The sequence below is a fragment of the Leptospiraceae bacterium genome (assembly GCA_024233835.1).
Taxonomy (GTDB): Bacteria; Spirochaetota; Leptospiria; order Leptospirales; family Leptospiraceae; genus JACKPC01.
Genome location: JACKPC010000002.1, coordinates 219,065 through 244,422, shown reverse-complemented (window position 1 = coordinate 244,422; position 25,358 = coordinate 219,065). Strand labels below are relative to the sequence as shown.

The following is a 25,358-nucleotide window of genomic DNA, read 5'->3' as shown; positions in this document are numbered from 1 at the left end:
AAATATGGTTGGCTTTGAAGTTTATTCGACCATGTCCTGAATGCGGCACTGAATTAAGATTCCCCCTCGATAGGGGAATCTTAATTATCAAGTGCCCTACCTGTTCTTACCAATTTATTATTGACCCTGATAACCCGGAAACTTTCAATAAGGGAAGGTTCGATTTTCCTCAAAAACAGAATTCTGAAGGTTATATAAACAAAACACAGAATCTTAGAAAAGATTTTAAATTTGGGTTCAAGGATTACTTTCAGCAATTTAGATTTGATATAAAGCAATTTATAGTTTTGCTATTATTTTTATTCATTGCTCTTCATGGACTGAAAATGTTTGGCTTTTTTGAAAAATTCAATCCTGATAGAAAAGAGTTTGAGCAGAACAGAAGAAAAGTTAAAGAAAAAAAAATAAAACCTGTTACAGAACCTCCAGAATACAATATATAATGAATTTTCTTCTTCTTGAACCACATGAAAGAATCAGGGAGGATGTGTATAGTATCTCTGATAGAAAGTATTCTCACTTATATTCAATATTAAAAGTGAAAGAAGGAAAAATATTAAAGGCCTTATTGTGGAATGATTCTATAGGTAGTTTTCAAGTTGATAAGCTCGATGAACAAAGAAACAGTATTGTAGGTACATATTACCCGGAAAACTCAGAAGTAAGGGTTCCTGATATTTCAATTTTTATCTCTCTACAAAGACCTCAAACTATGAAAAAAATTTTACAGCTTTCATCCTGCACGGCTGTGAAGGACTTAACTTTTTTTGTTTCAGAGAAATCTGAAAAATCTTATTTAAACTCACCGGTCTGGAAAAAAGAAAATATAGAATATGAAATGGTTCTGGGTATGGAACAGGGAGGAAATTTTCGTGTACCTGAATTTACTTTGCTCTTAAATAAAAAGGAACTCTTTAAAAAGTTGGAGCATTATAAAGGTCGAAAGCTCTTGTTTCATCCGCAGGGGAATAGAGATTTCCTAACAGATAAAAAGGTGAGCAAGGAAACTAAATATGGTTTTTTGTTTGGACCGGAGTCAGGTTTTACAGAAAAGGATATTGAAAGTTTTGAAGCTATAGATTTTAAAAAAAGCTTTTTATCTCCGTATATTCTCAGAACGGAGAATGCACTTGCATATGCTCTTGCAAATTGTCAGGTAATTTAGAATATACTAATGTATTAGGAGTCTGAAATGGAAAAAGAAAATGTAAAGCTCTGGGGTGGGCGTTTTGCTTCTAGGACAGCATCTATTATGGAAAGAATTGGTGAGTCCATAAGTTTTGATAGTCGTTTGTATCCTTATGATATTTTAGGAAGTAGGACTCATGCAAAGAATCTAAATCGAATTGGAATACTATCAGATAAAGAATTAATGGATGTCCTAAATGGTCTGGAAAAGATCCGGGGGGAATTAGAAAGAGGGGAACTAACTTTTCGTACAGACTTAGAAGATATCCACATGCATATAGAAAGTAGACTTACTGAATTAATAGGAGATGCAGGTAAAAAATTACATACCGGTCGTTCTCGGAATGATCAGGTCGCCATAGATATGAGATTATTTATCAGACAGGAGACACTGGAAATTCAGGATCGACTTAAAAATCTTATACTGAGTTTTAAAAACAAAGCTGAAAGAAATGTGGATTTTGTAATGCCGGGTTATACACATCTCCAGGTAGCTCAGCCTGTACGGGTTTCTCACTACCTTTTCTCCTATTTCTGGTTATTTTTACGGGATTATAAAACTTTGCAATTTTGTCTTGAAGAGAATGATAGTCTCGTTTTGGGTTCTGGTGCTCTTGCGGGTGTGAATTACCCTTCAGATAGGGAGTTCATGAGAGAAGAATTGGGTTTTAAAAAAGTCAGTGAAAACTCTATTGATTCGGTTTCTTCACGAGATCATATGATGAACTTTCTCTTTTCTCTTGCAAAAATTATGACGAATGCCTCAAGGTTTTGCGAAGAAATTTTACTTTTTTCTTCTCAGGAATTTTCTTTTCTACGTCTTCCCGATAGTTTAACTACCGGTTCTTCGATCATGCCTCAAAAAAAGAACCCGGATATAGCCGAGTTAATTCGTGGAAAATCAGCGAGGGTAATTTCTAATTTACACTCACTCATGGTGCTTGTGAAGGGTCTGCCTCTGGCGTATAATCGCGATTTACAGGAAGATAAACTGTTTCTTTTTGATTCCGCCGAACAGGTGAAACTCTCTATAGAAGGTATGAAGGCCATGTTAGATGAAATGGAGTTTCGTTACGAGAATATGAGAGCTTCTCTGGAAAATGGTTTTGCTACAGCTACCGATCTTGCAGATTTTTTAGTGAATGAAAAAGGAATCCCTTTTCGAGAAGCCCATGAATTGGTAGGTAGACTGGTTTCTGTGTGTGTGTCTAATAATAAAACACTATTTACTATAGAAGAAAAGGAAAGAAAGCCTATTTCCGAATTTTTTATGGGTGAGGAGTATTTTCAGGCTATTTCTTTAGAGGGCTCTACAGATAAAAAGAAGAGTTCAGGAAGTACTTCCAGGCAATCCCAACTCGAACAGATTAAAAAAGCCGATGAAGCTTTGAGAGAGCTGGGAATTGATTAAATTTTTTGATTTAAAAAATTGTATTGAAATTTCAGGATTCAATAGATAATTTATAGTGGTAATAAGGGGATGCTATGAGTAATGAAATGGAAATGACCCGGGAAGAAGCGTATATTATTGCGATGAATGAGATCCTGAGGTTAAGTCAACAGGATTCGGTGAGTACCGCGTTGGAAGAAATCTCTAAAATTCCGGAAGATATGCAATATAAGGACGCTATACTTTCAGAAATGAATAAAACCAAGGTATTTCCTGATTCTCTTATGAAAATCATCACCATGATTCTTTTTTTGATTACCGAAAGAAAAGAAATCACACGTCTTTATGAGGTGGCCATGGAGCGCTACGAAACAATTAAGCGCCTGACTTCCAAATCCAGACCTACCGAAGACGAGCAAAAAATTGCTAAATATCTAACTGATTATATTTTAAAAGTGGAATCCATTTTTGAAGACCACGATAAGGTGGATGAAGGGATGGTGAAAGAGTTAAACCGTTATATGGCTGAATTAAACTTGCAGGTGGGAGATATTGGTTTAGAGCATCTGAGCATTAAGTTAAATAATCGATCCAAGGGGCAGATGCAACCTCATCTCGTGAATTCCCTTGATAAGGTTTATTTTCAGTATAAGAAAATCACCGGAATTTTAAAGAGGTTGATTAAAATTTCAAATTATATAATCGAAGACGCGGAAAAAAAAGCCGTTTAATTTTATCAATGAATTTCTGAATTAACCGATGTTTAAATTAAGTATGATTAGATTCTATCTTCTTCTTTTATTACCCCTTGCTTTATTTTCTTATCCGGATAGAGATGTACGTGGGAACTATTCCGAGAACTTTCTTCATCTTCAGGCAAAAGCAAACATACAGATGAGTGATAGGTTCTACAGAGAAGGAGATGAGGTTTATATAGATTTTACCATACGAAACTATGGTAAAGAACCGCTTCGAATTTATCCAAGTCTGGGTGAGTTACAGACCTATCAATTTATCATAAAAGATGAAAATGATGAACTCATTTCTCCTCGTGATGGTTTATCACTGGAAAAAAAGGTGGAAGTCGTTTCTTATTCGCCTGAACGGGCCTCTACCCAGTTTCATGGAGAGAAATATACATTGGTGCCTTCTCGAAACTCTCAAAAAATTCTGGATAGAGTTCAAGAAAGAAGAAATAGGCCGGAGAATCTGGTGGGAGATAGAGTCAAAGAAATTCTGATTCATCCGGGTGAGTCTTTTACAAGGCGTTTAAATCTGAGTAATTACTATGATTTTGAAACCGGGAAAAAATACTATGTAAGAGGATTCTTTTACCCCAATTATACAGAAGACAGGAACTCTCTTTTAAAATCTGACAATCAATCCTATTTTACAGTATTTCCAAATAAAAAAGAAAAATCAGAAAAGCCTTTCTATACAACTTCTCAAAATGCTGAGGAGCTCTCTCCTGAAGAAATCATCTATCTATTTTTAGGAGCCGAATTAAAAGGAAATTGGACCTATTATTTTAAGTATATTCACTTTTCCGAGTTTATCATGTCGTATACTGGTTTTGCTGGAGAATATTCAAAGGCAGAATCTTATAATCGTCCTGCAATCGTCGATGAGTTTAAGAGGTATTTAAGCGAATCCAGAAATGGAAAATTAAAACACTATCAGGTTCAAAAGGTAAGATATTTAAGTTCAAACCTGTCCAGGGTGGTTGTCTATGTGGAGAGAAGTGTGAATCGAGTAATAAAAAAGTTTGAATATGTGTACACGCTTAGGAAAGTTGATTCATCTCCCAGAGGACTCTGGAAAATAACAAATCTTTCTGCAAAGGTAAAAAAATGACAGAAATTCTTTCACAGGATGAAATTGATGCACTATTAAATGCTATTTCCAGTGGTGAGGTCGCAGAAGACGAATACGCAGCTGTAGGTGAACAGAAAAAAGTAAAGATCTACGATTTCAAGCGTCCTGATAAGTTCTCTAAAGACCAGATAAGAACACTGCAAATGATGCACGAAACCTTTGCGAGACAGGCGACCACAGGTTTATCTGCACAACTCAGGGCTTTAGTGGGAGTTCACGTGGCTTCGGTGGATCAGCTAACTTATGAAGAATTCATTCGTTCTATTCCCAATCCTACAACCCTGGCCGTAATCAATATGGATCCTCTAAAAGGCTCCGCCATATTAGAAATGGACCCATCTATCTCCTTTACGATTATTGACAGATTATTTGGTGGTCGTGGAGAGTCTGCTAAAATTAACCGAGAGCTTTCTGATATCGAAATGTCGGTTATGGAAGGTATCATTGTTAGGATTTTGGGAAACCTTAGAGAAGCCTGGTCTACAGTAATCGATCTGCGACCCAGGTTAGGAAATATTGAAACAAACCCCCAGTTTGCTCAGGTTGTACCTCCGAATGACATGGTGGTTTTGATTACCCTGGAAACAAAAGTTGGGGATGTAGAAGGTATGACCAACCTTTGTATTCCTTATATTACGATCGAACCAATTATTAATAAACTCTCAGCTCAGTATCTATATTCTTCTTTAAGAAGTGGAGAAACTGATGAAAATAAGGTCGTAATTCAAGAACGTCTGGATCAAATTAAAATTCCATTAATTACTGAAGTGGGTTCTGTAGACATTACCATGAATGATCTTCTGAATTTGAGTGTGGGTGATATTGTGAAGTTAGAAAATACTCCAACCAAATCCGATCTTGTTATTAAAGTAGGGGATAGAAGTAAATTCAAATGCACACCGGGACGTTCAGGTAATCGCCTGGCAGTTCAAATAGGAGAAACAATCGAAGAAATTCCGGATGAGTTACTCGGTTCCACGCGTTCACAGCAGGAATATTAAGGAATTTTTTATCTCGAAAATTATGGGAAATTCTTATAAGCGAATCACCGCTTGGTTCGCTTATTTTTCTTTTGCTTTATCTTAAATCTTTTTATAAATTCTCAAAACATCATTTCCTCCAAACCCCAATATTAAAAAATGACATATAATAGCTATGAAGAAATTTATTTTTCTATTCTTTGTATTATTAATTCCCGGTTTCTTCTATTTCCTTCTGGGGAACAATAAGGAACCCTTAAAACTGGAAAATCCTTCTCTCGAAGTATTAAGTGATACGAATATTCAAAAGGAAATTGCAAAACTTGAAGAAGAAGCACCCGGGCAAAATGTGACTCCTTTACCCCCTCCGGCCAGGAAATTGATAATCCTTTCTGTAGATGGTTTTCCGGCTTACTATTCAGAAGATGAGTCTATTCTAAATTTAATGCCAAATTTTCGTAAACTTATGAAAAAGGCAAATTTTTCTAATAAGGTTCGATCTGTATATCCGACTCTGACTTATCCTTCACATACTTCTATGATAACCGGTCTTGATCCTTCCGCCCACGGCATTACTTCAAATCGACCCATTGATCCATTTGAAAAGAAAACAGATGGAGCCTGGTACTGGTATAAAGAAGATATTAAAGTACCAACATTATGGGATTATGCAAAGAAGAATGGCTTAAAAACGGGTTCAGTTTATTGGCCGGTTTCTGTGGGTGCTGAGATAAACTATAACATACCTCAGTACTGGAGATATAAAAATGAAGAAGATATTAAGCTTTTAAAAGCACTTTCCAGTCCCGGTTTGTATAAAATGGTTCAAGAAAGAACAGGTATTGATGTTGCGGAGTATACCGGAGATACTGAAAAGATGAGAGCGGGCATTGAAATATGGAAGTCTAAACAACCGGATTTACTTTTTATATACACAACAGATATTGATTCGGCTCACCACTATAATGGTGGAGTATACTCCAAAACAGCAAAGCAGAAAATTAGTAAAATAGATGAACTTATAGGACTTTTAATTGATGAAATTAATCTATATAAGAAGAAAAATATTGGTTTGATTATTATATCCGATCATGGTTTTAAGAAATATAATGCTATTTGTTATCCAAATAATATTCTGAGAAGAATGGGCCACATAGTTCTTAGAAAGAAGCAATGGAATTATTATTTTCGTTCCCACGGAGGGATGGCAACTCTCGTTAAAAATGATGGGGACGATTTGGTCAATGGTAATATTATAGATATGCGAGTTTTACAGAGAAGAGTCAAGCAATCCTGTCCCGGTGTAGTTTTTACAAGTAAGGGTAAGCTCTTTGATAGGGTGAAGAAAAAATTGAGTCCTGAAACTGAGGGGGTTTTATATACTACTAAAAGTGTTATTTTTTCCAGAAGTATATATAATTCAGTGACTTTTAATTCTCATGTATATCCTGGTTCGCATCATGGATTTCTACCCTTTGATGATGATATGTATACCATAGGACTTATGTACCCACCGTTTACAAAAAGACCTATGAGAAAGGTAACAGATGTATTTTATTATGCCTGTAATTGGCTGAAGATAAACTGTAGAAAAGAAATGTAGATGCTGTTTTTAGTAAAAGCACTTAAACAGCATCTATATTTGTAAACCTACTTTTTCCAGAGAATACATTCTCCGGGACATTCATCCATTTCCTTTTGAACTGTAGAAATGTCATCATCGGGGATATTAGCATTATTTACACTTTCACCATTAATATGGGTTTCGGATGTATCGTTATCATCCATTTGAAAGTATTTCGGTAGATTGTCTGCACACTGATTACAGGAAGTACAGTCGTCTTTATTAACATAGGCTATTTTTCCCATTCTTCCTCTCCTTATTCAATTTTAGGACTATTATTTTACTGTATATGGAACGGTCAAGCTTCATCCTTACGGTCAGGAGAGTTAAAATATTCAGAAAAATATATGCAAAAATTATACCAAACTATATTAGACTGGTTCTAATATTCTGTGTCAGATATGTGAAATAGATCAATAAGAATTTAGAATAATTTTAAATTAAATTTCTTGACTTCAATAGTAATTTAGCATAAACTTTAAGGAAGGCTTTCCGGTAAAGAAAAATAGGATCTGGAGAAGATGATGAAAAAGTTAACGAAGCATCGTAGAATTATATTGGAAAATTTACGAGATAGAAGAGATCATCCATCAGCCAGAATGGTTTTTGAATCCACCAGGAAAATTACTGATAAAATTAGTTTTGCTACAGTCTATAATTCTCTAGAGTTTCTAGTGCAGGAAGGTCTGGTTAAAAAACTAAGTATCAATACTGAATCAGCCAGATATGATGGAGTTTTGGATTCTCATTCTCATCTTGTTTGTAGGAATTGTTCTGAAGTTTTTGATTATCCGGAAGTAGATATAACTCGTAAATTGAATTTGAATGCTTATGGATTCACGCCGGAAGAAATCTCAATTACCATTATTGGCCTTTGTGAAAATTGTGTTTCTATGTATTAATTATTAGTGGGAATTATATTTGAACTTGATAACAACCTCATCAATAAAATTGCAGCTGGTGAGGTTATTGAATCTCCTCATTCTGTAGTTAAAGAGCTTATAGAAAATTCTCTGGATGCCAGGTCCGAGCAAGTTGATATTCACACACAAAGCGGTGGTATTGAATCGATTCTTATCGCTGATAATGGAAACGGTATAGCTGAAGATGATATTGAATTAGCTGTAAAGCGACATGCTACCAGTAAGATACGGGATTTACAGGATCTGGAGTCCATTTTAAGCTATGGTTTTCGTGGAGAAGCCCTTGCTTCTGTTGCAGCTGTATCTGAGCTTTTTATTACAAGTGGGATAGATGAGATAAATCCGGCTTTAAAAGCAAGCTTCATCAATGGAATCCTTACAAATAAAGAAGTTGTTACCGGTTTTAAGGGTACTAAAATTTTAGTGAAAGATCTATTTTATAATACTCCTGTAAGAAGAAAATTTATTAAATCAGAACGCTCTGAAGATAGGAAAATTCGCGAAAAGATTTCAAGTATCGCCATTTGTAGAAATGATGTAGCTTTTCGTTATAGGCAGGATGAAAAAGAAATATTTAATCTAAAGCCTGAAACCAAAGAAGAGCGAATTATCTCTGTCATGGGAGAAGGAATGCGGGGCCACCTTATTTCTGTAGATCTTGAATGGAAAGGAATTCATGCACGGGGGTTTATTTCCGATCCGGATTTTTATCGTTCCAATAGAACAGGACAATATATTTATATAAATAACAGACCGGTTGAAGTAAAATATAGTTCCAGTTTCTTAAAGAAAGCTTATGATGAATTATTACCTCCTACTGCTCATCCATATTGTTTTCTTTTTTTTGAAATAGATCCTTCTCATATAGATGTAAATGTTCATCCGGCAAAGAAGGAAATTCGCTTTTTAAATGAAGAGCTTTTCCAGGCTTTTTTCCTCCAATTGATTAATAATAGTCTTCGTTCCAGCACACCGGTTAGTTTTTTGGAAATGAAACACAGGCTATCAAAGCCTATCCAGGTAAAACCAAAGCAGGAAGAAAAAAAAGAAGAGAGTCTTCTACAAAACATATTACACAATGATTTATACCAAAAACCTCATGTACAAAAAGCTTATTCAGTTAATACGGCGGGAGCCGGAATTAAATTAGGAGATTTAACCGAAGCTCCTCGAGTTCATCGTGAATTTATTCCGAAAAAGCACTTTGGTCTTGTTTTTGAGACTTTTATTTTAGCAGAAGCAGAAGATGGTCTTTATATAATCGATCAGCATACGACTCACGAGAGGATCCGATATGAAGAAGTGCTAAAAAAATTAAAAAAGTCTTCAAATCTTAGTCAGACACTTTTGAGTCCGATGAGAATTGATTTGTCAATGGAAGAATATGAGGAAATTATTGAGTATGGAGAAGAGTTTCAAAAAGTAGGACTTACATTTGAACCTTTTGGAAATGGAACGATTGTTTTAAGGGAAGTTCCGGTTTATCTGGAAGCCGGAAGAGAAAAAGAAACTATTTTAGATTTTTTTGAAAGACTTAAAAGTAGCGAAGAAAAAGAACTTTTTGATATTATGGCCAAATCTGTAGCCTGTAAATCAGCTATTAAAAAAGGGGATCATGTATCCGATCACATACTGGCCGAACTATTAAATCGTTTAAGCTATTGTGAAAACCCTTCACGCTGTCCCCATGGTAGACCTACATTAATAAAGTTAAGTAAGAATGATTTGGAGAAAATGTTTCATCGAAAATAGAGGAGAGATTTGTGGAAATTAGTTGCAAAGAGTTGAAACAAAAAATGGGAAACAATGACTTATGCCTGATTGATGTACGTCAAGCCTGGGAAACAGAAATTGTGCGTTTTTCCGATTCATTACTTCTTACAGATGAATTGGTAGAAGAAATGATTAATAAGTGGGATAAGGAAAAAGAAATTATTTTTTATTGTCATCATGGATTTCGTAGTATGCAGGCTGTTATGTATTTTAAACAGCAGGGATTTAGTAATGCAAAAAGCTTACATGGTGGAATTAATGCTTATTCCCTTGAAATTGATTCTTCTTATCCAAGATATTGAATGAAGTTATATCTTTTTATAGTAATTATTCTTTTGCCTGTATGTGTTTTTGCTGACGTATATGAAAAAAAAATTGTTATAGCAGATTTTTTATCTATCCGTTCAAAACCTTCTGTATTATCGAAAAGGCTTAATTTTTTACCTTACGGTACAGAAGTGTATGTTAATTCAAGTGGCATTAAGCAGCGGGTGGATGGTGTAAATGACAAATGGTATAAGTTAAAAGGTGAAGAATCCTACGTTTTTGGTGCTTATCTTTCCGAAAAAAAAGCAGCTTCTCGGAAAAAAAAGATGTATCTTAAAAGAAAAAATTTGGGTTGTGATTGTAAGAAAGGCTGTTATTTTGAGACTGAGGAGTATAATTTTTATAATGGAAAGGTTTTATATCTAAAGACTTTTTCTGCAGAAAACAATGATAAAACCAGACTTGCTTATGCCGGTAAATATGTAGTAAAGAATCATACCATCAGTATTCTGTTTTATAAAGTAAAAGAATTAAAGAAGGGAGGCAAAACACGTTCTATGAAAGATAATATGGTTCTTGTCTATAAACCGGAGATAAATTCGTATTTACCCGATACAGATATAAATGATTTTCTTGCTCCCGGAACGGAAGTAAATAAAGATATGTGTTACTTTATGAGTAAAAAAGAGAAACAAAACAGAGACATCTACAACAGCATTATTCTTGGAAAAACCAAAAAGAGTGGAAAGTCCTGTATCTGGAAACGAGTAGGGTATTTTTGTATGAAATGATTATTCAGTTATTATTTCTTCTTTCTCAGACTTTTTTCTCCCGGTAAAATGAAGTGTAATCATAACCATAAAATAATATACGAAAATAAAAATATATAATTCAGCCAGGAAAATGAAATACAAGGAATAAAAATCTCCCTTGAAGATATTTAAAGCCCTGTTGTTTATATAACTCATCAGGTTCGAATAGGCAATTATAGGGACAATGGAAAAAAATAGACCTTTGTTACCGGAGGGGCTACTGTGAAAAAAAGTTAAAATGAATCCTCCTGTGTAAATGACAATCGATAATAGAACTGAGATTTTAAAAACAAACTCCAGTATATTTAAATTATTTGTAAATTTAAATAAGAAAAAAGCTGCGACAATTAGACTACTGATGATTTGAATAATGGGTGGAAGAAAAAAAATAAATTTATAATTTGGACTTTTTCCTCTTACATATCTATATTCGAGGAATAAAGATATCAGATAAAAGAAAGTCTGCATCATCATGGTAGCATAAAAAATGTAGAGGAGCTTAATCTCGTTACCCTGAATATGTTTCCAATAAAAAAATGGTGAAATCAGTGCAGGAATTAAAAAAGCAAGGAATAAAACTTGATGACTCAATCTGAAGGGTTTCTTATAATCAATCAACATTCTTCCAATTCCTAAAATATAGAAGCAATAACCTAATATAAGAAGAAGGATGTAGGCTCCGTAAAGAATCAGGTGTTTTTCCCTGTAATTGATGATACCAAAAGCACCACCTACGAGAGAGGGAAGAAGATAAACCAGCCAGAATAAAGAATAACTGAGCTTCATTATAGGAAGTATAATTTACATAAATTGATTACGTCAATTTCTATTTTATTTCCAAATTTAGGATTGCTTTTGGTGTCTGAGATTCCAGATGAGGCTGACTGAAAGTAGGAGGTTACCGGGAACTCCTAACCAATTTTCTAAATTTTGACTTTCTCCGAAGAAAAAATTTAGGATTATAAGGAATAATGAAATTGTAAATAGAGCCAGAATTTTCTTTTTTCTATGTTTTTTATAATTTGTGAAAAAAATAGGAAGAGCTATTAGAAAACTTAACACAAGGAATAAGAGTTCCAGTATGGGATTATGAACCCATAAACTTGAACTTCCAAGACTTAAAGGTAAAAGACTCAAAAGAATAGGACTCAGTACACAGTGAATGGCACAGAGTATGGGTAAACTCATTCCCAGATTGTGTAGAAATCCTTTTTTGGAAGGATGTGAGCAGCCAGGTTCATCGCCGTTGACAGTACAGCTTATATACACATATCCACTATCAATATTTCTATCTTATTTCGTCAATGAAATTTAATTGCATTTAGAAGAATTCCTGCTCTTTTCGGGCTTATAAAATAAACAGAAATTTATTTCTTTACTGGAGACTAAACAGTTCAGAAGATCCTCAATTTTCATTTTCGAGTTCTCTAGTTCCCTAATTTCTTTTTCAATTTTGAATAACTTATCTTCAAAGATTTTTTTTACTTTTTCATAGCTTGTCTCTTCCTGAAGTGTTAAAATTTCAGAAATGTCTCTTAGACTGAAGCCCAGGGACTGAAATTTTTTAATAAACTTTATTCTATCAAGAATGCTCAGGGGATATTTTCGATATTCATAGGAATTCTTGGGTGGTTTTGGAATTAAATTTATTCTTTCATAATAACGGATGGTCTCTACATTTACACCGGCTTTTTGTGCAAGTTGACTAATTGTATAATAATCCATTTACAAAGAGAAATTTTATTTTTTCTTTATCAGATAAATCAAGAGTTTTTCTTTTTATAAGAAAAAAATTTATTTTTGCTTCCAGAGAATTCGATCTTCTCTCTGTCTTTTCTGGTTTAATGTATCAAACAATCTTGAGTTAAGAATGAAGTTGATGGAATTTTTTATATTATTTTTTTCCTGGATATTTTTAGCACTTACAAATTTTTTAATTTGTTTGTCTAATTGAGAGTAAGAATTCTCGTATAAAAAGTCACCTGTATTGGTACTGGAAATAATATTTTTCCAAGTTTTTATTGCTTCTTCCTGATATTTTGGATTATTGCTTTCTGCTCCTTCTTCCCAGAGGATTCTTCCTTTTTCGAAAAGAGCATCTTTTTTCCTGTATGAGTCCGGGGAAGTTTGCATCAGATAGTCGAGTATTTCTACTCGTTTGCGGAAATATTCTTTTTTTACATCCTGGTAGTTGTGATAATTTTTTGCTTCTATAATCGGTTTGTATTTTTCAATTACACGGCGAATCGTTTCATAGCGAAGTTCTTTTTTCATTGAAGGAGAAAAGCTCTTATATCTATCATAGAACTGGAAATACTGTGCAAAAGCCCTGGACTGGATTTCATAAATATTTTCAAGGGTGAATAAGATTTCAGTAGCTGTTTTTGTACCTTTTAATTCTGAAGTAAGACTCATAGCATTTTTGAGATAGTCTTCTTTATTTAAATTTTCCTCGAAGTAATCAATTGTGAAATAGCTGGAATCCGAACTGAATGTATAGGCCAGTCTTTGCAAGTTCTCATAATAAAGATCCCTGTAGAGCATAGCTAAATCACCTTTATCCGGATCGAAGCCTGAAAACCTTTCCATGAAATCCTGCATTTGCTTTTCTTTAGGTAAAGGAAGAGTTTTATCAAAATATTTCATTCTTTCTTCCTTTGGCATATTGAGTACAGGTTTTGTTACAAGTTCACTTGGCTCTGAATTTTTTTCCATTTTGAAAAAATCAGCTTCTTCCCCCTGGCGAAATTCATCTATGATCTCATTTCTTTCTTTATGCTCTTCAAATTCCTTTTCAGCAATTTGGAGTTCATCTGTAAATTTTTTCTCTAAATTGTGAAGCGTAGGAAGAACTTCCTTTACTATCATATCTTCATAGTGGCGATACCGATAAATATATGAATTCCCTACTTTTGAACCGGGTAAAAGGTCTTTAAATGTGTTATCAAAGGATTCTCTCATTCCTTCTGTTTCTTTTAAACTTTTAACGAGATCTTTCCATTTTCCTTTGCTGTACTTTTCAGCCAGTTTTTCTCTGAATTCTTCCTTATTCTTTTCCTCTTCCGTTTTTTCCTTACTTGTCTCTTTTCCCGGTTTTGCTTCAGTTTTATCTTTTGTTTCTTTTTCCGATTCCTGTTTACTTTCTTTGAAATGGAAGAGATCTTTAGGAACTTCAAAGCTTACATCAAAATTAAGCTCCTCGACTTTTTGCACCGGAAAATCTCTCCCGCAGATAAGTTTTTGGTTGGAAATTTTTGGACTTATCATGAAAACAATAAATATTGCATGAAAAAGCAGGGAGAGATAGAATGAGAATAACAGCCGGTATGACATGAAAAACTTAATTCCTTTTTAATATTATATTACTCTAGAAGCTTTAGAATACTTTTCTGGGTATTATCCAGATTTCCGGTATTGTCAACCAACTCATATTTACTATCAAAAACAGAAAGAAAGGTTTTGTCTATACGATTATAGAGAGTTTCAGTTAGAAAAAGTTCATCATCCGGAGAATTTTGCCTGAGCTTCATCCTCTCAAGCGTGAGGGGAAAACTGGTTTTTACATATAAAATCAGATCGGGTTTCAATAGCGGGGAGAATAACCCGGGAAGTTTTTGAGAAATTCCTGCCTGCTTGGACTCATGATAGGCAATGGTTGAATAATAGTATCTATCCAGAATTATTTTACCACCATTTTTGATTTTTTCAGTGATATAGAGGGAGGCTCTCATACAATCAGCAGCATAAAAGCAATACCTTTCTTCAAGGTTAACTGTTTCTGTATCAAGATGAGTTCGTAAATCGGCAAAAATGCCCATAGGAGTTTTATGGTATTCGTAACCCAGTTCTTCTGCAATCCATTTTGCGAGGGTGGATTTTCCGGAACCATCAAAACCTTCAGCAACTATAAAATTATACTTCATTGACACTCCTCTCGAAAAAATTCGCTCTGTTTCCATTTTACAAAAGACCTACATTCTGGAAAGTGGAATATAAAGGTATAGACGGAGAAAAAATGATTTATACATATAAAGGGATTCAACCAAAAATTGCAGATTCAGCATTTATTGCACCAAGTTCAGAAATTATCGGTGATGTAGAAATTGGTGAACAAACCAGTATCTGGTTTCAAACTCTTCTCAGGGGGGATGTAAATTATATCCGGGTTGGCAATTTTTGCAATATTCAGGATATGAGCCTTGTACATGTAAGCAAAGGAACCTTTCCTACAATCATCGGAAACCATGTATCTATCGGCCACCGGGCCACTATTCATGGCTGTGTTCTTAAAGACTTTTCTTTTGTGGGAATGGGTGCGACTGTGATGGACGATGTAGAGATAGGGGAATATTCGTTTGTTGCAGCCGGGGCTCTTGTTACACCCGGAAAAAAGTTTCCCTCCGGTGTAATGATTATGGGAAGTCCGGCAAAAATTGTCCGGGACATCACAGATAAAGAAAGAAATATGATTTTAGGAACTGCCAAAAATTATTCTGAATATGGAGCTATTTATAAAAATTCCGGGGAGTTTTATCCTGTCTGAATCTTATAAACTACAATTTATTTCCAGAAAAATCGAAAAATTCTTGATAAGAAACCTATGGGGGGAGAAGAATATGTAGAGAAGGACTGTTTATGAATTGCAGTGTTTGTGGTGATTTAATAGAGGGTCGGTACATTACCCTGAATGATAAGAATGTATGCATCAGGTGTTCCCGACTTCCTGTATGCTCTTATTGTCATTTACCCATCAGGAACGGAAAACCGGTTGAAATTGATTTAAACCATATTTCATGTCCCAAATGTTTTCCTAATCTTGTGATGAAAGAAGAGCAGTTGAAAGCTTTATTTAAGGTATCTCTTATTTTGTTAGCCGAAATGTACACTATAAAACTAAAGAAATTAAAAAAGATTTCTTTTTTGGATTTCTCAGAAACTATTCGAGCTACCCGTCATACACTATCCGGTCAGGGTTGTTCTCCTCTCAATGTCGCCGGTATGGCCAATTCTGATAATGAAATTATAATCCAAAAAGGTAGACCCAAAGGAGAAGTTCTCGGAACTATTACTCATGAATTAGCCCACATCTGGCAATTTCAGGAATGGGGAGAAGTTAAATTAGGTGAGATTGAGAAATACCAGTTGGAAGGTTTTTGCGAATGGATTTCTTACCAGCTGTTAATCCGGGCCAAATTTAAAGAAGATGCAGAGAAATTAAAGAGTTCTGAAGATGAGATTTATGGAAAAGGTCTTCGGTATTACCTGGATCTGGAGAAAGAATATAAAACTGAAGCTATTATTATGGGTGATATAAACTTTGCAAAAGAAAGTAAGAAAAAAGAAACCTAGGAAGTATTATTGAATTCAAAAATATTCATAATATTCTATATTATATTTTCTCTGTTATTTCAAATTTCAGGTGAGGATTTGCCTTTTCGTGTAGGTGAAAAGTTTCTTTATAAGATACGCTGGGGGATAATGCCGGTAGGTTACTCCAGTATGTCCATCGATGGAACTATTTCCTGTGGTTCTCAAAAAAAATGTTTGATTTTGAAAACAGAAGCGAGAGGAAATAAAGCAATCCAGGCAGTATTCCCCGTTAAAGATAAGATTATTAGCTACTGGGAGCCTGTAGAAAAACGTCCTTATTATAGCGAAAAAGATCTGAACGAAGGTTTTTATCACAGGCATAATGTAGTATTATATGATCATCTGAAGCATCTGGCCAGTTGGGGGGAAAAGCAGTTTTCCGGAAATACCGGCAAAAAAGGGGAAATGAGAAAAGATGCCAGGTGGAAATATAAAAAAGGTGAGACGAAAAATCTCCCTTCCGATTTTCAGGATTTTCTATCAGCAATTTATTATACTCGCGCTGATAAGCGTAAAGGAAAGAAAGGTGACATTTTTTATCTTACAGTTTTTGATGATCTAAAAATTGTTAAAATGAAAATGGAAATTCTTGAAGTAGAAGAGATCGAGCTGGAAGTGGATGGTCTCAATAAAAAATATACAGCCGTAGTAAGTAGACCCTATATTTCGACCTCAGGTATGTTTCTTTCCAAAGGTGAAGTGAAAATATGGGTGAGTAACGATGATAAAAAAATTCCTTTGAAAATAACATCTAAGATTCCTTATTTGGGCCATGTTACTGTGGAACTTATCTCAACTAAATTTTAGGAGTTTGTATGGCGACGTATGAGGGCAAATGGGATTGCCTAAACTGTAAGGAAGCGAATAGGGGGCTTGCAAAACACTGTCAGGCCTGCGGAGCACCCAGAGGAAGTGATGTTAAATTTTACTTGCCTGAGAATGCTGAGCTTATTGATAATAGTTATGCTAAACTTGAACCCGACTGGGAATGCTCCAGTTGCGGAGGTGATAACCCGGCTGGAAATAAGTTTTGTGATAATTGTGGAAGTCCCAAGGAAAGTGATGATGCAGTAAGAGTTAAAAAAGACTATAAGCTTTCTGAAGTTCCGAAAAGTTCAGAAGATTTTCAAAAAAAAGACACGAAACCACAGGAGAAATATGAGACAAAGAAGAGTTCTTTTAGTAAATGGATTATTTCTTCTATTCTTTTTTTAGCAGGTATAATCTGGTTTTTCTTTTTTTCAACTACAGATATTGAACTGAAAGCAGATAGTTTTTCTTGGACTCGCAGTATAGAAATTGAGCAGTACAAATGGGTTCAGGATTCTTCCTGGGATTCGACTCCAACAGGTGCTCGCGGTATTCGTTCGAGTCGCGAAATTCACCATCATGATAAGGTTCTGGATCACTATGAGGATCGAACTCGAAATAAAACCCGACAGATTTCCTGCGGCACGGAAACTTATGTTTGCGGAAAAACAGATAATGGGAATGGAACCTTTTCAGATAAATACTGTGATAAAACCAAATATTGCTCGGAAAGCTATACGGAAAACTACCGGGAAGCTATCTATAGAGATGAGCCGGTTTATAAGACAAAGTTTCGTTATGAAATTCAAAAATGGATTCACGAAAGGGACGTAAATTCACGAGGAAACGACAATGTTGAAAAACCGTATTGGCCAAAAACCTATATTGGAGAAGGAAGATATGTTTCACTTCAGGAAAGAGAAGGAAAACGTGTCGATGAGTATATTATAATACTAAAATATATCTGGAAAAAGAAGGAAGAAGTCTATAAAAAGAGTATTCCTGAAAGAAAATGGAGTTCTTTTAAAAAAGGAGATGTTTTTAAAGCGGAAATTAATCGAGTCGGATCGATTAAAAACATTCAACCTTCTCTGGAATAAAGGAGTTTACTCTTCCATATCAAACTCATATAGGCGAAAAGGAAAAGATTTATTTAGAACTTTAATGATAGATAAACCTTTTTCTGTATAGAACTTAAAGAGTTTTTTCCTGGCATAAAATAGAGAGCCGGCAGGGCTTTTTGTTTTTGAAAGTTCATCAAAAAAAAACTGGATAGTTTTAGTTGAAGAGTCACCCGCGTCATTACTGATAATAGGAGCCACATAATACTGGGTAGATTGCTCTTCAGAAAAAGCTTCAAGGAATTTCACGTTTACACCCATCTGGCAGGAATCAAAATAAACCAGGGAGCAATCTATTTCTTCAAGATGGGAAGACTTTAACTTTTCTTTATTGATTCCTATGGTTCCTGTATTATTATTCGATAAATCTCCATGTGCACTGATTAATAATAAGCTAATATCATCAGTTTTTTCTACAATTTCTTCTACGCTAATATTTTCTATTTTAAAAAATTCTGAATCGGAGAGTTCATTATGTAAAGACTTGCAGGCACCTTCCGGATCGCAGGTTTTATCGGCTACGAGAACCGCGTCTTCTATTTCTAAGTCCGGCTTAGTTATAATAGAAAAGTTACTGACTGTATAGGTAATAGGAAATTGCAAAAACAGGGCTTTGTCTTTCCATTCTAAAAGATCGAAAGTGCATCGTACTATTTCGGGTTGTATACTAAAACAAATATGATCGGCTTCATTTAAGAAGTTTTTGATTGGCTCAAGTATAGATTTGCTTAAGGAGTGAATAGATTCTTGAAAAACAGTTTCATTTTTAGTTTTGATATGCTCCAGGGTTTTATATATTAAGTGAAATTTGGTTTTTATTTCATCGAGTGGAATATAAAATTTCTTTTTCGTATTTTGTAAACTTGCTTTTACTCTAAGGGTATTATCTTCTTCAGCTAACTTTATATGGAGTAGGGGCATGGGCAGTCCTTCTTTTTACTAAGAAGAAACTATCTCTCTTTATTATTATTTGCAATTCTTTTTTATTTTTTATTTTTATCGATCAAGGAAAGGAAAAAAGGAAAGATTGATAGACCGCTGGAATCTGCCTCAGGGTGCCACTCTAAGCCGAGTATATTTTCTGCTTCTATAGCTTCAATAACCCCATCATCGGAATAGGCAGAACGAATAAATTTAGATGCTAAACGATCAATACATTGGTGGTGCATGGAAGCAACCTCAAGTTTAGATCCTAAAACTGGAAATAAGGAACTTTCATGTACAATATTTACCCTGTGTGTAATTTTGTTTCCGGTTCCTCCGTGCTCTATAGGATTTTTACAGGCAAGACGTATATCCTGGTGTAAATTTCCTCCGAAATGTACATTGAGAAGTTGCATTCCGTAACAGATTCCTAAAATAGGTTTATTATGTTTATCAAAAGCATCAATTAGATTTCTTTCCCATTGAATTCTTTCTAAAATTTCCAATTCAAGCTCAGTTTTTTTTGTATCTTTATAGAGCTCCGGTGGAATATCATTTCCTCCGGAAATAACAAGTCCATCGCAAATCTCTAATGTTTCTTCAACTGACATTTCAGGGTTTAAGAGGATGGGTATGGCCCCTGCATTTTTTATAGATATAGAATATTTTCGATTAATATAATAATATTCTCCTCTACCCTTTATCATTCTTTCATCATCTATACATAAAGTTAAACCTATTTTTGCTTTCATGTTATTTACCTCTATCTTATAGGTATTTCTTGAGATAGTTTTTATTAAGAAGATGAGAAGGTAGTAAAATAGGGAAAGACTTTCCTGTTTTGGTTCTTGAAATTCTGTAACCTTTGGAAGCTTTTTGATAAACTTCGTACTCTTCCTTTTTTCGTAATAAGAATTTTTCCCAAAAAAGAAAATGTGCATCTATAAATTCCTGGCGGATATCTTTAAATCTTATAGACAATGGACAGCCATGACTTAACTCCTTGATAAAAACTAATCCTACAATTACTCCCCTTTTATCTATATAGGGCTCCAGGGGAAAGGTTCGACAACTTATCGAGCGATTATTTCTTTCACAAAATTGTACACCTTTACATTCACAAAAAATGGTATCCAAACCTTCGTTCTCTTTTTTAAAGGTTTTATCTTCCTTTGTTTTGGGCGACCATTTACTCCAGAGATCGGTTCTGCTTCTAACCAGTTTGTATTCGTTTATATAAAGAATGGGGATCGCATTTTCCACCTTACAACAAAAAGGTTCCCCACCGTTATCTTTACTACAGAGGGTTCCGCAATCGTAGCCTGTTACTTCTTCTGCTAATAAGGAATAAAAATATTCTACCTCATCCTCCTGTAGTGATTTTTCAATTTTTTCTGTCTTTTTCATAATTAACTAATTCTCCTCTATGCTTGCCCTGAGTAAAAGAGACCTTAAAAACCATTAAGTTTTGAAAGTGATTTTTGTAAACCTTTACGAATAAATTAGTTAAGATATTATTGGAAGTTTTAAAAATTGACTTGCTCAAAATAGATTTATTAGAAAAAAATGTAAACATGCCTGTAACCATTCAATTTAAAGATGAAACTCTTAACGGTGTAATACTGCAAACTTTTCGAATTCCTATTGTCTTTGAAAAAGCCAGTGTTGAAGAAATCATTCGAACCCGGGTACTGCGAGAAGTTGAAAAATATAATGAAACTATCGCTGAGTATTATAATGGTCTTGTTCAACCCGATGATGCGGAGCGAACCCTTAATGGATTTCGGATGAAGAAACGTAAAAAAATAGATCCGGAAAAACAGTGCAAAGAAGCTATTCAGGGCTTTGAAAATAATGCATTTATACTTTTATATAATAATCAACAGGTAGATAAGCTTGATGAGGTTTTAAGTATAGATGAGAATACGGAAATTAGCTTCATAAAGCTTACTCCCCTTGTTGGAGGATAAGATGAACAGATTAAAGAAGATCGTCAAAGATTTCAAACTGGAAATTCAATTCGAAACAGAAGTCGAAAAATTTATTGAAACTGTATTTGATGAACTGCATCAAGATCGATATTATACAATAAAAATAAAAGATTCTCCTTCTTTTGAGTCTATAAAGAAAAAGGAAGAAACTTTTAAAAAAGAAGTAGTCTACACCTTATTAGATAATCTATTCAGTATTACTCGAGTATCTTCCAATTTATCTGAAAAAAGTAAAAATAATGATTGGGATAAATTATACCGAGTTGCTTATATATTTCGAATTATCTATGAAGCTATCGTTCGTTCTAAAATAGATTTCACGGAAGATGAGTTAATTAAATTTTTAGAAAACTCTTTCTCTGATTTTCTTACTTCTTCTTCTATGCCGAATACGTATATAATCAAGCAGATCAAATACTATACGGATAAAAATGGAAGTTCGGAAAGAGTAGTTTCCTTCTTACAGAAATTTATAGAGAAAGATTCGAAACTATTTCCATCCTTATATAATAAAAAAGAGCGTGATAAGCTACGTATTATGGCTACTGAATTACTGCATTCTCTTTCCGGAAATGATAAGGAAACTGAGAAAACATTTCCTGCAATTCTGTGGTCAGATGAAGATACATTTGGAGAGAAACTTAATATAGAAGTAACCGGGTTTCCTGAAAATGTTCAGCAGGGCTATTACCGTTTATTCGCGGCCTTAAAAAAAACAAGCGGAGGAAGTCCGTCTGCAAAGCAACTAAAAGAACTTAAAGAAGCCATAGAGCCTATAGGTGAAGAAGCCTATAGAGAAAAGCTTTTATCCTGGCTGGATGCGTTTGTGTACTTTGAAATCAAAAAAGAAACCAGGCATTATAATCATAATAACCGGGATTATCATTACGATGTTTATCATAATATAAGCGGTGTAAATGCTGATATGTTAAAAGTTCTGGTCTGGTCTTCAGTTCTGGTAATTAATGATTCTCTTATACATTTGCTTTCGAAAGTAGCTGAAAAAAGTTATAAAAAAATACCGGGAACCGGGCCGGCTAACCAGGCAATAGGGAACGCCTGTTTTTATGTTCTGGCAGAATCTAAAAGTCTGGAAGCTGTGAGTATTCTTTCGCGTTTGAAGTTGAAATTGAAACAGTCCTCGGTATTAAAACTGATAAACAAGTACATAAGTAATCTGGCGAGTGAAATGAATCTGAGTATTCATGAAATGGAAGACTTATCTGTATCGGATTATGGATTACAGGATAGAAAAATAATCTATGATTTTGATGAATACAGGCTTATCTTAGAATTGGAAAGTTTTAAGGATGTAAGCTTGAAATGGCAAACAAGAGAGGGTAAAGCTTTGAAATCTGCACCGGCTGCTTTAAAAAAAGAAAAGAAAGCTGAGCTAAAAAATATAGCAGATCTACAAAAAGAAATACAAAAGACCTTAAGTGCACAGAGAGATAGATTAGATCGTTCTTATATATACGATAGACACTATACTTATAAGAATTTTCAAAAATACCTTTTTAATCACGGCCTTATGTCGATAGTAGCTAAAACCTTATTATGGACATTTTATAAAGGTACAGAAACACAGGATCTATTTTTTTATGAAGGAAAATGGATCGATGTAGAGCAAAAAGAATTGGTTCCGGATGAAACTTATTCGATTCGACTCTGGCATCCGGTAGGAAAAAAGCTGGAGGATATTCTTTCCTGGAGAGAGTTTTTCATGGAAAAGGAAATCAAGCAGGCAATTAAACAGGTTTTCCGAGAAGTATATATTTTAACCGATGCTGAACTCGAAACTCGCGTCTATAGTAACCGGATGGCAGCTCATATTCTGAAGCAACACCAATTTAATACCTTAGCTAAGGGTAGAACCTGGTCTTATTCTTTATTAGGAGCTTATGATGATGGCCGTGACGGTGAAATTGCACGCATTAGTATTCCGGAATATAACTTGAGTGCAGAGTTCTGGATCAATGAAATATATATCGAAGATTCCTTTAATGATGCCGGAATCTGGAATTATGTAGGAACTGACCAGATTCGTTTTATACGCGATGGAAAACCGGAAGAATTACTCTATATTCCGCCTATTGTGTTGTCAGAAGTTATGCGTGATACAGATTTATTTGTTGGTGTTGCAAGTGTAGGAAATGATCCGGAATGGTCCGATAGAGGAGCAGTAGATACTCAGCATCGAAATTACTGGCAGACTTATTCATTTGGAAACTTGAACGAGACAGCAAAGGTTAGAAAACAAATATTGGAACGATTGCTTCCCAGGCTTAAGATTGCAAAGGTTGCAGAGATAAAAGACAAGTTTTTATTGATAAAAGGTAGTATTCGAACTTATAAGATTCATATTGGCAGTACAAACATTCTAATGGAACCTAATGATGAATATCTCTGTATTGTTGCTGATAGGAAAAAAGATCCTCAATCTAAAATTTTTCTCCCTTTTGAAGGAGATGCAGGTCTTTCCCTATTGTTGAGTAAAGCATTCTTATTGGCTGAGGATGATAAGATAGTTGATTCCAGTATAGTAAGTCAGATAAAAAAATAAGCAATTTGCCTCGTTTATGATTAAAGAAAAATCATAAATCTTCTGAGGTATAAAAGATAGTATTGTTATTTACAGAGATGGTAATCTTAGTGTATAATATTTAATTATGAAAAGGAATTACTTTTTTCTAAGTATATCTCTATTTTTAGTAATTTTTGTATCAACTATATGGGATATAAAAGTTGCTTATTCTCACTTTGATGACCTTGCATTAATTAGAATGAATATGATATATAAGTTCTTAACCGTTTTGCATGGTCATGACTCAAGATTGAATGAGGATTTTACAAAGTTAAATGAACTTTTCTCTGAGGATACCATAAAGTTTCATTTGATTGAAAGTAAAAGTAGCTCTGATTATAACCAATTTGATTCCTGGGAAAGAAGAAGTATAGAATATTTATCAGCAGAGAAAAAGTTCTATTTTGAAAAATTTACAAATAAATTCTCTGATCGCTTTCGAATGATAGTTCCGATTGAAGAACAAGGAAGAAACAATTTAAAATATACGAGCATTTATGTATTATTTAATACTCTGAATAGTAGAAAAGCTGTTATAGTAAGCTTTTCTGTAATTGCTCACATTATAGTTTATTTTATTGCTCAATTCCTACTCTATCTTTATTTTAAAAAAGAGGATACCTATATACAAGCTGTTCTTAAAAGTAAAGAGAAATACCGGAAACTGTTTACAAATATGCAAGAAGCATATGGTATGATAAATTCAAAAGGAGAATTTATAGAAGTTAATTCTGCATATTTAAAGTTATTTGGATATACTGACTATGAAGAGTTGAAACAATTTAAAGCACAGGACTTATGGGTTGATCTGACATTCAGAGAAAAATTGCGAAAACAGATTGCAAAAGACAATAAGTATGAATTTAAGAACGTACCTTTTAAAAGAAAAGATAGTTCATTGATATATTTAGATGGAAGTGGGTTTAGATTCAAAGATGAAAATGGAGAAATATATTCATCAACCATTCTACTTGATGTAACAGAACGAATAAAGTATGAAAGGAGTTTGGAAGAGTTAAATGCAAGTAAAGATAAATTCTTTTCAATCATTGCTCATGACCTAAAAAATCCATTTAATGGTATTTTAGGATTTACTGATTTAATATTAATGAATATTGGTGGTATGTCTAAGGAAAAAATTCAGGAGATGATTGTGAATATAAAGAAATCAGCTGATCGAGCCTTTCATTTGCTTGAGAATCTCTTACTTTGGGCAAGTTCTCATACCAATAGAATTCAATTTAACCCTATAAATAACGAGATAAACTCTATAATAATGGAAAATATTGAATTATGTAATACAATCGCTTCGAATAAAAATATAAAAATGAAATTTGAGACCGAGAAACTTTATTATGGAATTATAGATAGGAATATGATAAGTACTGTTATTAGAAACTTATTAACAAATGCTATTAAATTTTCACGACCGCAAACTGAGATTATTATATCAGTTAATAAGAGTTTAAAGGATTATGAAGTTTCTATTCAAGATTTTGGAATCGGAATTGCAGAGGAAGATGTTTCTAAATTATTTAAAATTGATGATAAAATAGTTAGAAAAGATACTTCTGGTAATATTGGGTCCGGACTGGGATTGATGATTTGTAAAGAGTTTATTGAAAGACATGGAGGAAAAATATGGGCTGAAAGCAAAATTAATTTAGGTACCAAATTTACTTTTAGTATCCCAAAAAGAATATATAAAGAAGTATGATATATTTAT

The 25,358-nt window shown here is 34.0% G+C and carries 27 protein-coding genes; 18 read left to right on the top strand and 9 right to left on the bottom strand.

What is annotated here, in order from left to right:
- Positions 1-8: 8 nt before the first annotated feature.
- From H7A25_10345 to H7A25_10315, 7 genes are all read left to right on the top strand, one after another.
- Positions 9-443, top strand: a complete 435-nt coding sequence (locus H7A25_10345) for a hypothetical protein (protein ID MCP5500292.1) — start codon at positions 9-11, stop codon at positions 441-443.
- Complete coding sequence (locus H7A25_10340) at positions 443-1,165, top strand: RNA methyltransferase (GenBank protein MCP5500291.1); 723 nt, start codon at positions 443-445, stop codon at positions 1,163-1,165. Before H7A25_10345 ends, H7A25_10340 begins: the two co-directional genes overlap by 1 nt.
- 27 nt (positions 1,166-1,192) lie before the next feature.
- Entirely contained in the window at positions 1,193-2,599 is a 1,407-nt protein-coding gene (gene argH, locus H7A25_10335) for an argininosuccinate lyase (GenBank protein ID MCP5500290.1), read from the top strand.
- Positions 2,600-2,673: 74 nt separating this feature from the next.
- Positions 2,674-3,309: a hypothetical protein gene (locus H7A25_10330; protein MCP5500289.1), complete on the top strand. Its 636-nt coding sequence runs from the start codon at positions 2,674-2,676 to the stop codon at positions 3,307-3,309.
- 43 nt (positions 3,310-3,352) lie between these two features.
- Positions 3,353-4,432, top strand: a complete 1,080-nt coding sequence (locus H7A25_10325) for a hypothetical protein (protein ID MCP5500288.1) — start codon at positions 3,353-3,355, stop codon at positions 4,430-4,432.
- On the top strand, positions 4,429-5,454 hold the full coding sequence (fliM, locus tag H7A25_10320) for a flagellar motor switch protein FliM (protein ID MCP5500287.1): 1,026 nt from the start codon (positions 4,429-4,431) through the stop codon (positions 5,452-5,454). The genes H7A25_10325 and fliM overlap by 4 nt, the downstream gene beginning before the upstream one ends.
- A gap of 154 nt (positions 5,455-5,608) precedes the next feature.
- Positions 5,609-7,036, top strand: a complete 1,428-nt coding sequence (locus H7A25_10315) for an alkaline phosphatase family protein (protein MCP5500286.1) — start codon at positions 5,609-5,611, stop codon at positions 7,034-7,036.
- 47 nt (positions 7,037-7,083) lie between these two features.
- Here the strand turns inward: H7A25_10315 and H7A25_10310 are convergent, their stop codons facing one another.
- Entirely contained in the window at positions 7,084-7,302 is a 219-nt protein-coding gene (locus tag H7A25_10310; protein MCP5500285.1) for a ferredoxin, read from the bottom strand.
- A 279-nt stretch (positions 7,303-7,581) separates the two neighbouring features.
- On the opposite strand from H7A25_10310, the gene H7A25_10305 reads away from it, so the two are divergent.
- The 4 genes from H7A25_10305 to H7A25_10290 are packed head-to-tail and all read left to right on the top strand — an operon-like array spanning position 7,582 to position 10,811.
- The gene (locus H7A25_10305) at positions 7,582-7,959 is read left to right on the top strand and encodes a transcriptional repressor (protein ID MCP5500284.1); all 378 of its coding nucleotides are present in this window, start codon (positions 7,582-7,584) and stop codon (positions 7,957-7,959) included.
- Between the two features lie 6 nt (positions 7,960-7,965).
- The gene (gene mutL, locus H7A25_10300; GenBank protein MCP5500283.1) at positions 7,966-9,732 is read left to right on the top strand and encodes a DNA mismatch repair endonuclease MutL; all 1,767 of its coding nucleotides are present in this window, start codon (positions 7,966-7,968) and stop codon (positions 9,730-9,732) included.
- Positions 9,733-9,743: 11 nt separating this feature from the next.
- Positions 9,744-10,055 carry a rhodanese gene (locus H7A25_10295; GenBank protein MCP5500282.1) on the top strand — a complete coding sequence of 104 codons (312 nt, stop codon included), beginning with the start codon at positions 9,744-9,746 and terminating at the stop codon, positions 10,053-10,055.
- Positions 10,056-10,811, top strand: coding sequence for an SH3 domain-containing protein (locus H7A25_10290; protein MCP5500281.1), 756 nt, complete (start codon positions 10,056-10,058; stop codon positions 10,809-10,811).
- Here the strand turns inward: H7A25_10290 and H7A25_10285 are convergent, their stop codons facing one another.
- The 5 genes from H7A25_10285 to H7A25_10265 form a co-directional block, all read right to left on the bottom strand.
- Complete coding sequence (locus H7A25_10285; GenBank protein ID MCP5500280.1) at positions 10,812-11,618, bottom strand: hypothetical protein; 807 nt, start codon at positions 11,616-11,618, stop codon at positions 10,812-10,814.
- Positions 11,619-11,675: 57 nt separating this feature from the next.
- A complete protein-coding gene (locus H7A25_10280) occupies positions 11,676-12,020 on the bottom strand; it encodes a MerC domain-containing protein (GenBank protein MCP5500279.1) in 345 nt (114 codons plus the stop codon).
- A 123-nt stretch (positions 12,021-12,143) separates the two neighbouring features.
- On the bottom strand, positions 12,144-12,557 hold the full coding sequence (locus tag H7A25_10275) for a MerR family transcriptional regulator (GenBank protein ID MCP5500278.1): 414 nt from the start codon (positions 12,555-12,557) through the stop codon (positions 12,144-12,146).
- A gap of 69 nt (positions 12,558-12,626) precedes the next feature.
- Positions 12,627-14,165: a hypothetical protein gene (locus H7A25_10270; GenBank protein MCP5500277.1), complete on the bottom strand. Its 1,539-nt coding sequence runs from the start codon at positions 14,163-14,165 to the stop codon at positions 12,627-12,629.
- 29 nt (positions 14,166-14,194) lie between these two features.
- Positions 14,195-14,755, bottom strand: a complete 561-nt coding sequence (locus H7A25_10265) for an AAA family ATPase (GenBank protein MCP5500276.1) — start codon at positions 14,753-14,755, stop codon at positions 14,195-14,197.
- Between the two features lie 92 nt (positions 14,756-14,847).
- Here H7A25_10265 and H7A25_10260 point away from each other — a divergent pair, with 92 nt between their 5' ends.
- The 4 genes from H7A25_10260 to H7A25_10245 all read left to right on the top strand — a co-directional run bounded on the left by H7A25_10260 (position 14,848) and on the right by H7A25_10245 (position 18,112).
- A complete protein-coding gene (locus H7A25_10260) occupies positions 14,848-15,375 on the top strand; it encodes a gamma carbonic anhydrase family protein (protein ID MCP5500275.1) in 528 nt (175 codons plus the stop codon).
- 92 nt (positions 15,376-15,467) lie between these two features.
- Entirely contained in the window at positions 15,468-16,181 is a 714-nt protein-coding gene (locus tag H7A25_10255) for a hypothetical protein (GenBank protein MCP5500274.1), read from the top strand.
- 78 nt (positions 16,182-16,259) lie between these two features.
- Complete coding sequence (locus H7A25_10250) at positions 16,260-17,009, top strand: DUF3108 domain-containing protein (protein MCP5500273.1); 750 nt, start codon at positions 16,260-16,262, stop codon at positions 17,007-17,009.
- Positions 17,010-17,017: 8 nt separating this feature from the next.
- Positions 17,018-18,112: a zinc ribbon domain-containing protein gene (locus tag H7A25_10245; protein ID MCP5500272.1), complete on the top strand. Its 1,095-nt coding sequence runs from the start codon at positions 17,018-17,020 to the stop codon at positions 18,110-18,112.
- Between the two features lie 6 nt (positions 18,113-18,118).
- Here the strand turns inward: H7A25_10245 and H7A25_10240 are convergent, their stop codons facing one another.
- The 3 genes from H7A25_10240 to H7A25_10230 form a co-directional block, all read right to left on the bottom strand.
- A complete protein-coding gene (locus H7A25_10240) occupies positions 18,119-19,054 on the bottom strand; it encodes a hypothetical protein (protein ID MCP5500271.1) in 936 nt (311 codons plus the stop codon).
- A 62-nt stretch (positions 19,055-19,116) separates the two neighbouring features.
- The gene (locus tag H7A25_10235; protein ID MCP5500270.1) at positions 19,117-19,809 is read right to left on the bottom strand and encodes a gamma-glutamyl-gamma-aminobutyrate hydrolase family protein; all 693 of its coding nucleotides are present in this window, start codon (positions 19,807-19,809) and stop codon (positions 19,117-19,119) included.
- Between the two features lie 16 nt (positions 19,810-19,825).
- Entirely contained in the window at positions 19,826-20,464 is a 639-nt protein-coding gene (locus tag H7A25_10230) for a hypothetical protein (protein MCP5500269.1), read from the bottom strand.
- 110 nt (positions 20,465-20,574) lie between these two features.
- Here H7A25_10230 and H7A25_10225 point away from each other — a divergent pair, with 110 nt between their 5' ends.
- The 3 genes from H7A25_10225 (at position 20,575) to H7A25_10215 (ending at position 25,349) form a co-directional block, all read left to right on the top strand.
- On the top strand, positions 20,575-21,027 hold the full coding sequence (locus tag H7A25_10225) for a hypothetical protein (protein MCP5500268.1): 453 nt from the start codon (positions 20,575-20,577) through the stop codon (positions 21,025-21,027).
- 1 nt (position 21,028) lies between these two features.
- A complete protein-coding gene (locus H7A25_10220) occupies positions 21,029-23,611 on the top strand; it encodes a DUF4132 domain-containing protein (GenBank protein MCP5500267.1) in 2,583 nt (860 codons plus the stop codon).
- Between the two features lie 106 nt (positions 23,612-23,717).
- Positions 23,718-25,349, top strand: coding sequence for a PAS domain-containing sensor histidine kinase (locus H7A25_10215; protein MCP5500266.1), 1,632 nt, complete (start codon positions 23,718-23,720; stop codon positions 25,347-25,349).
- Positions 25,350-25,358 lie beyond the last annotated feature (9 nt).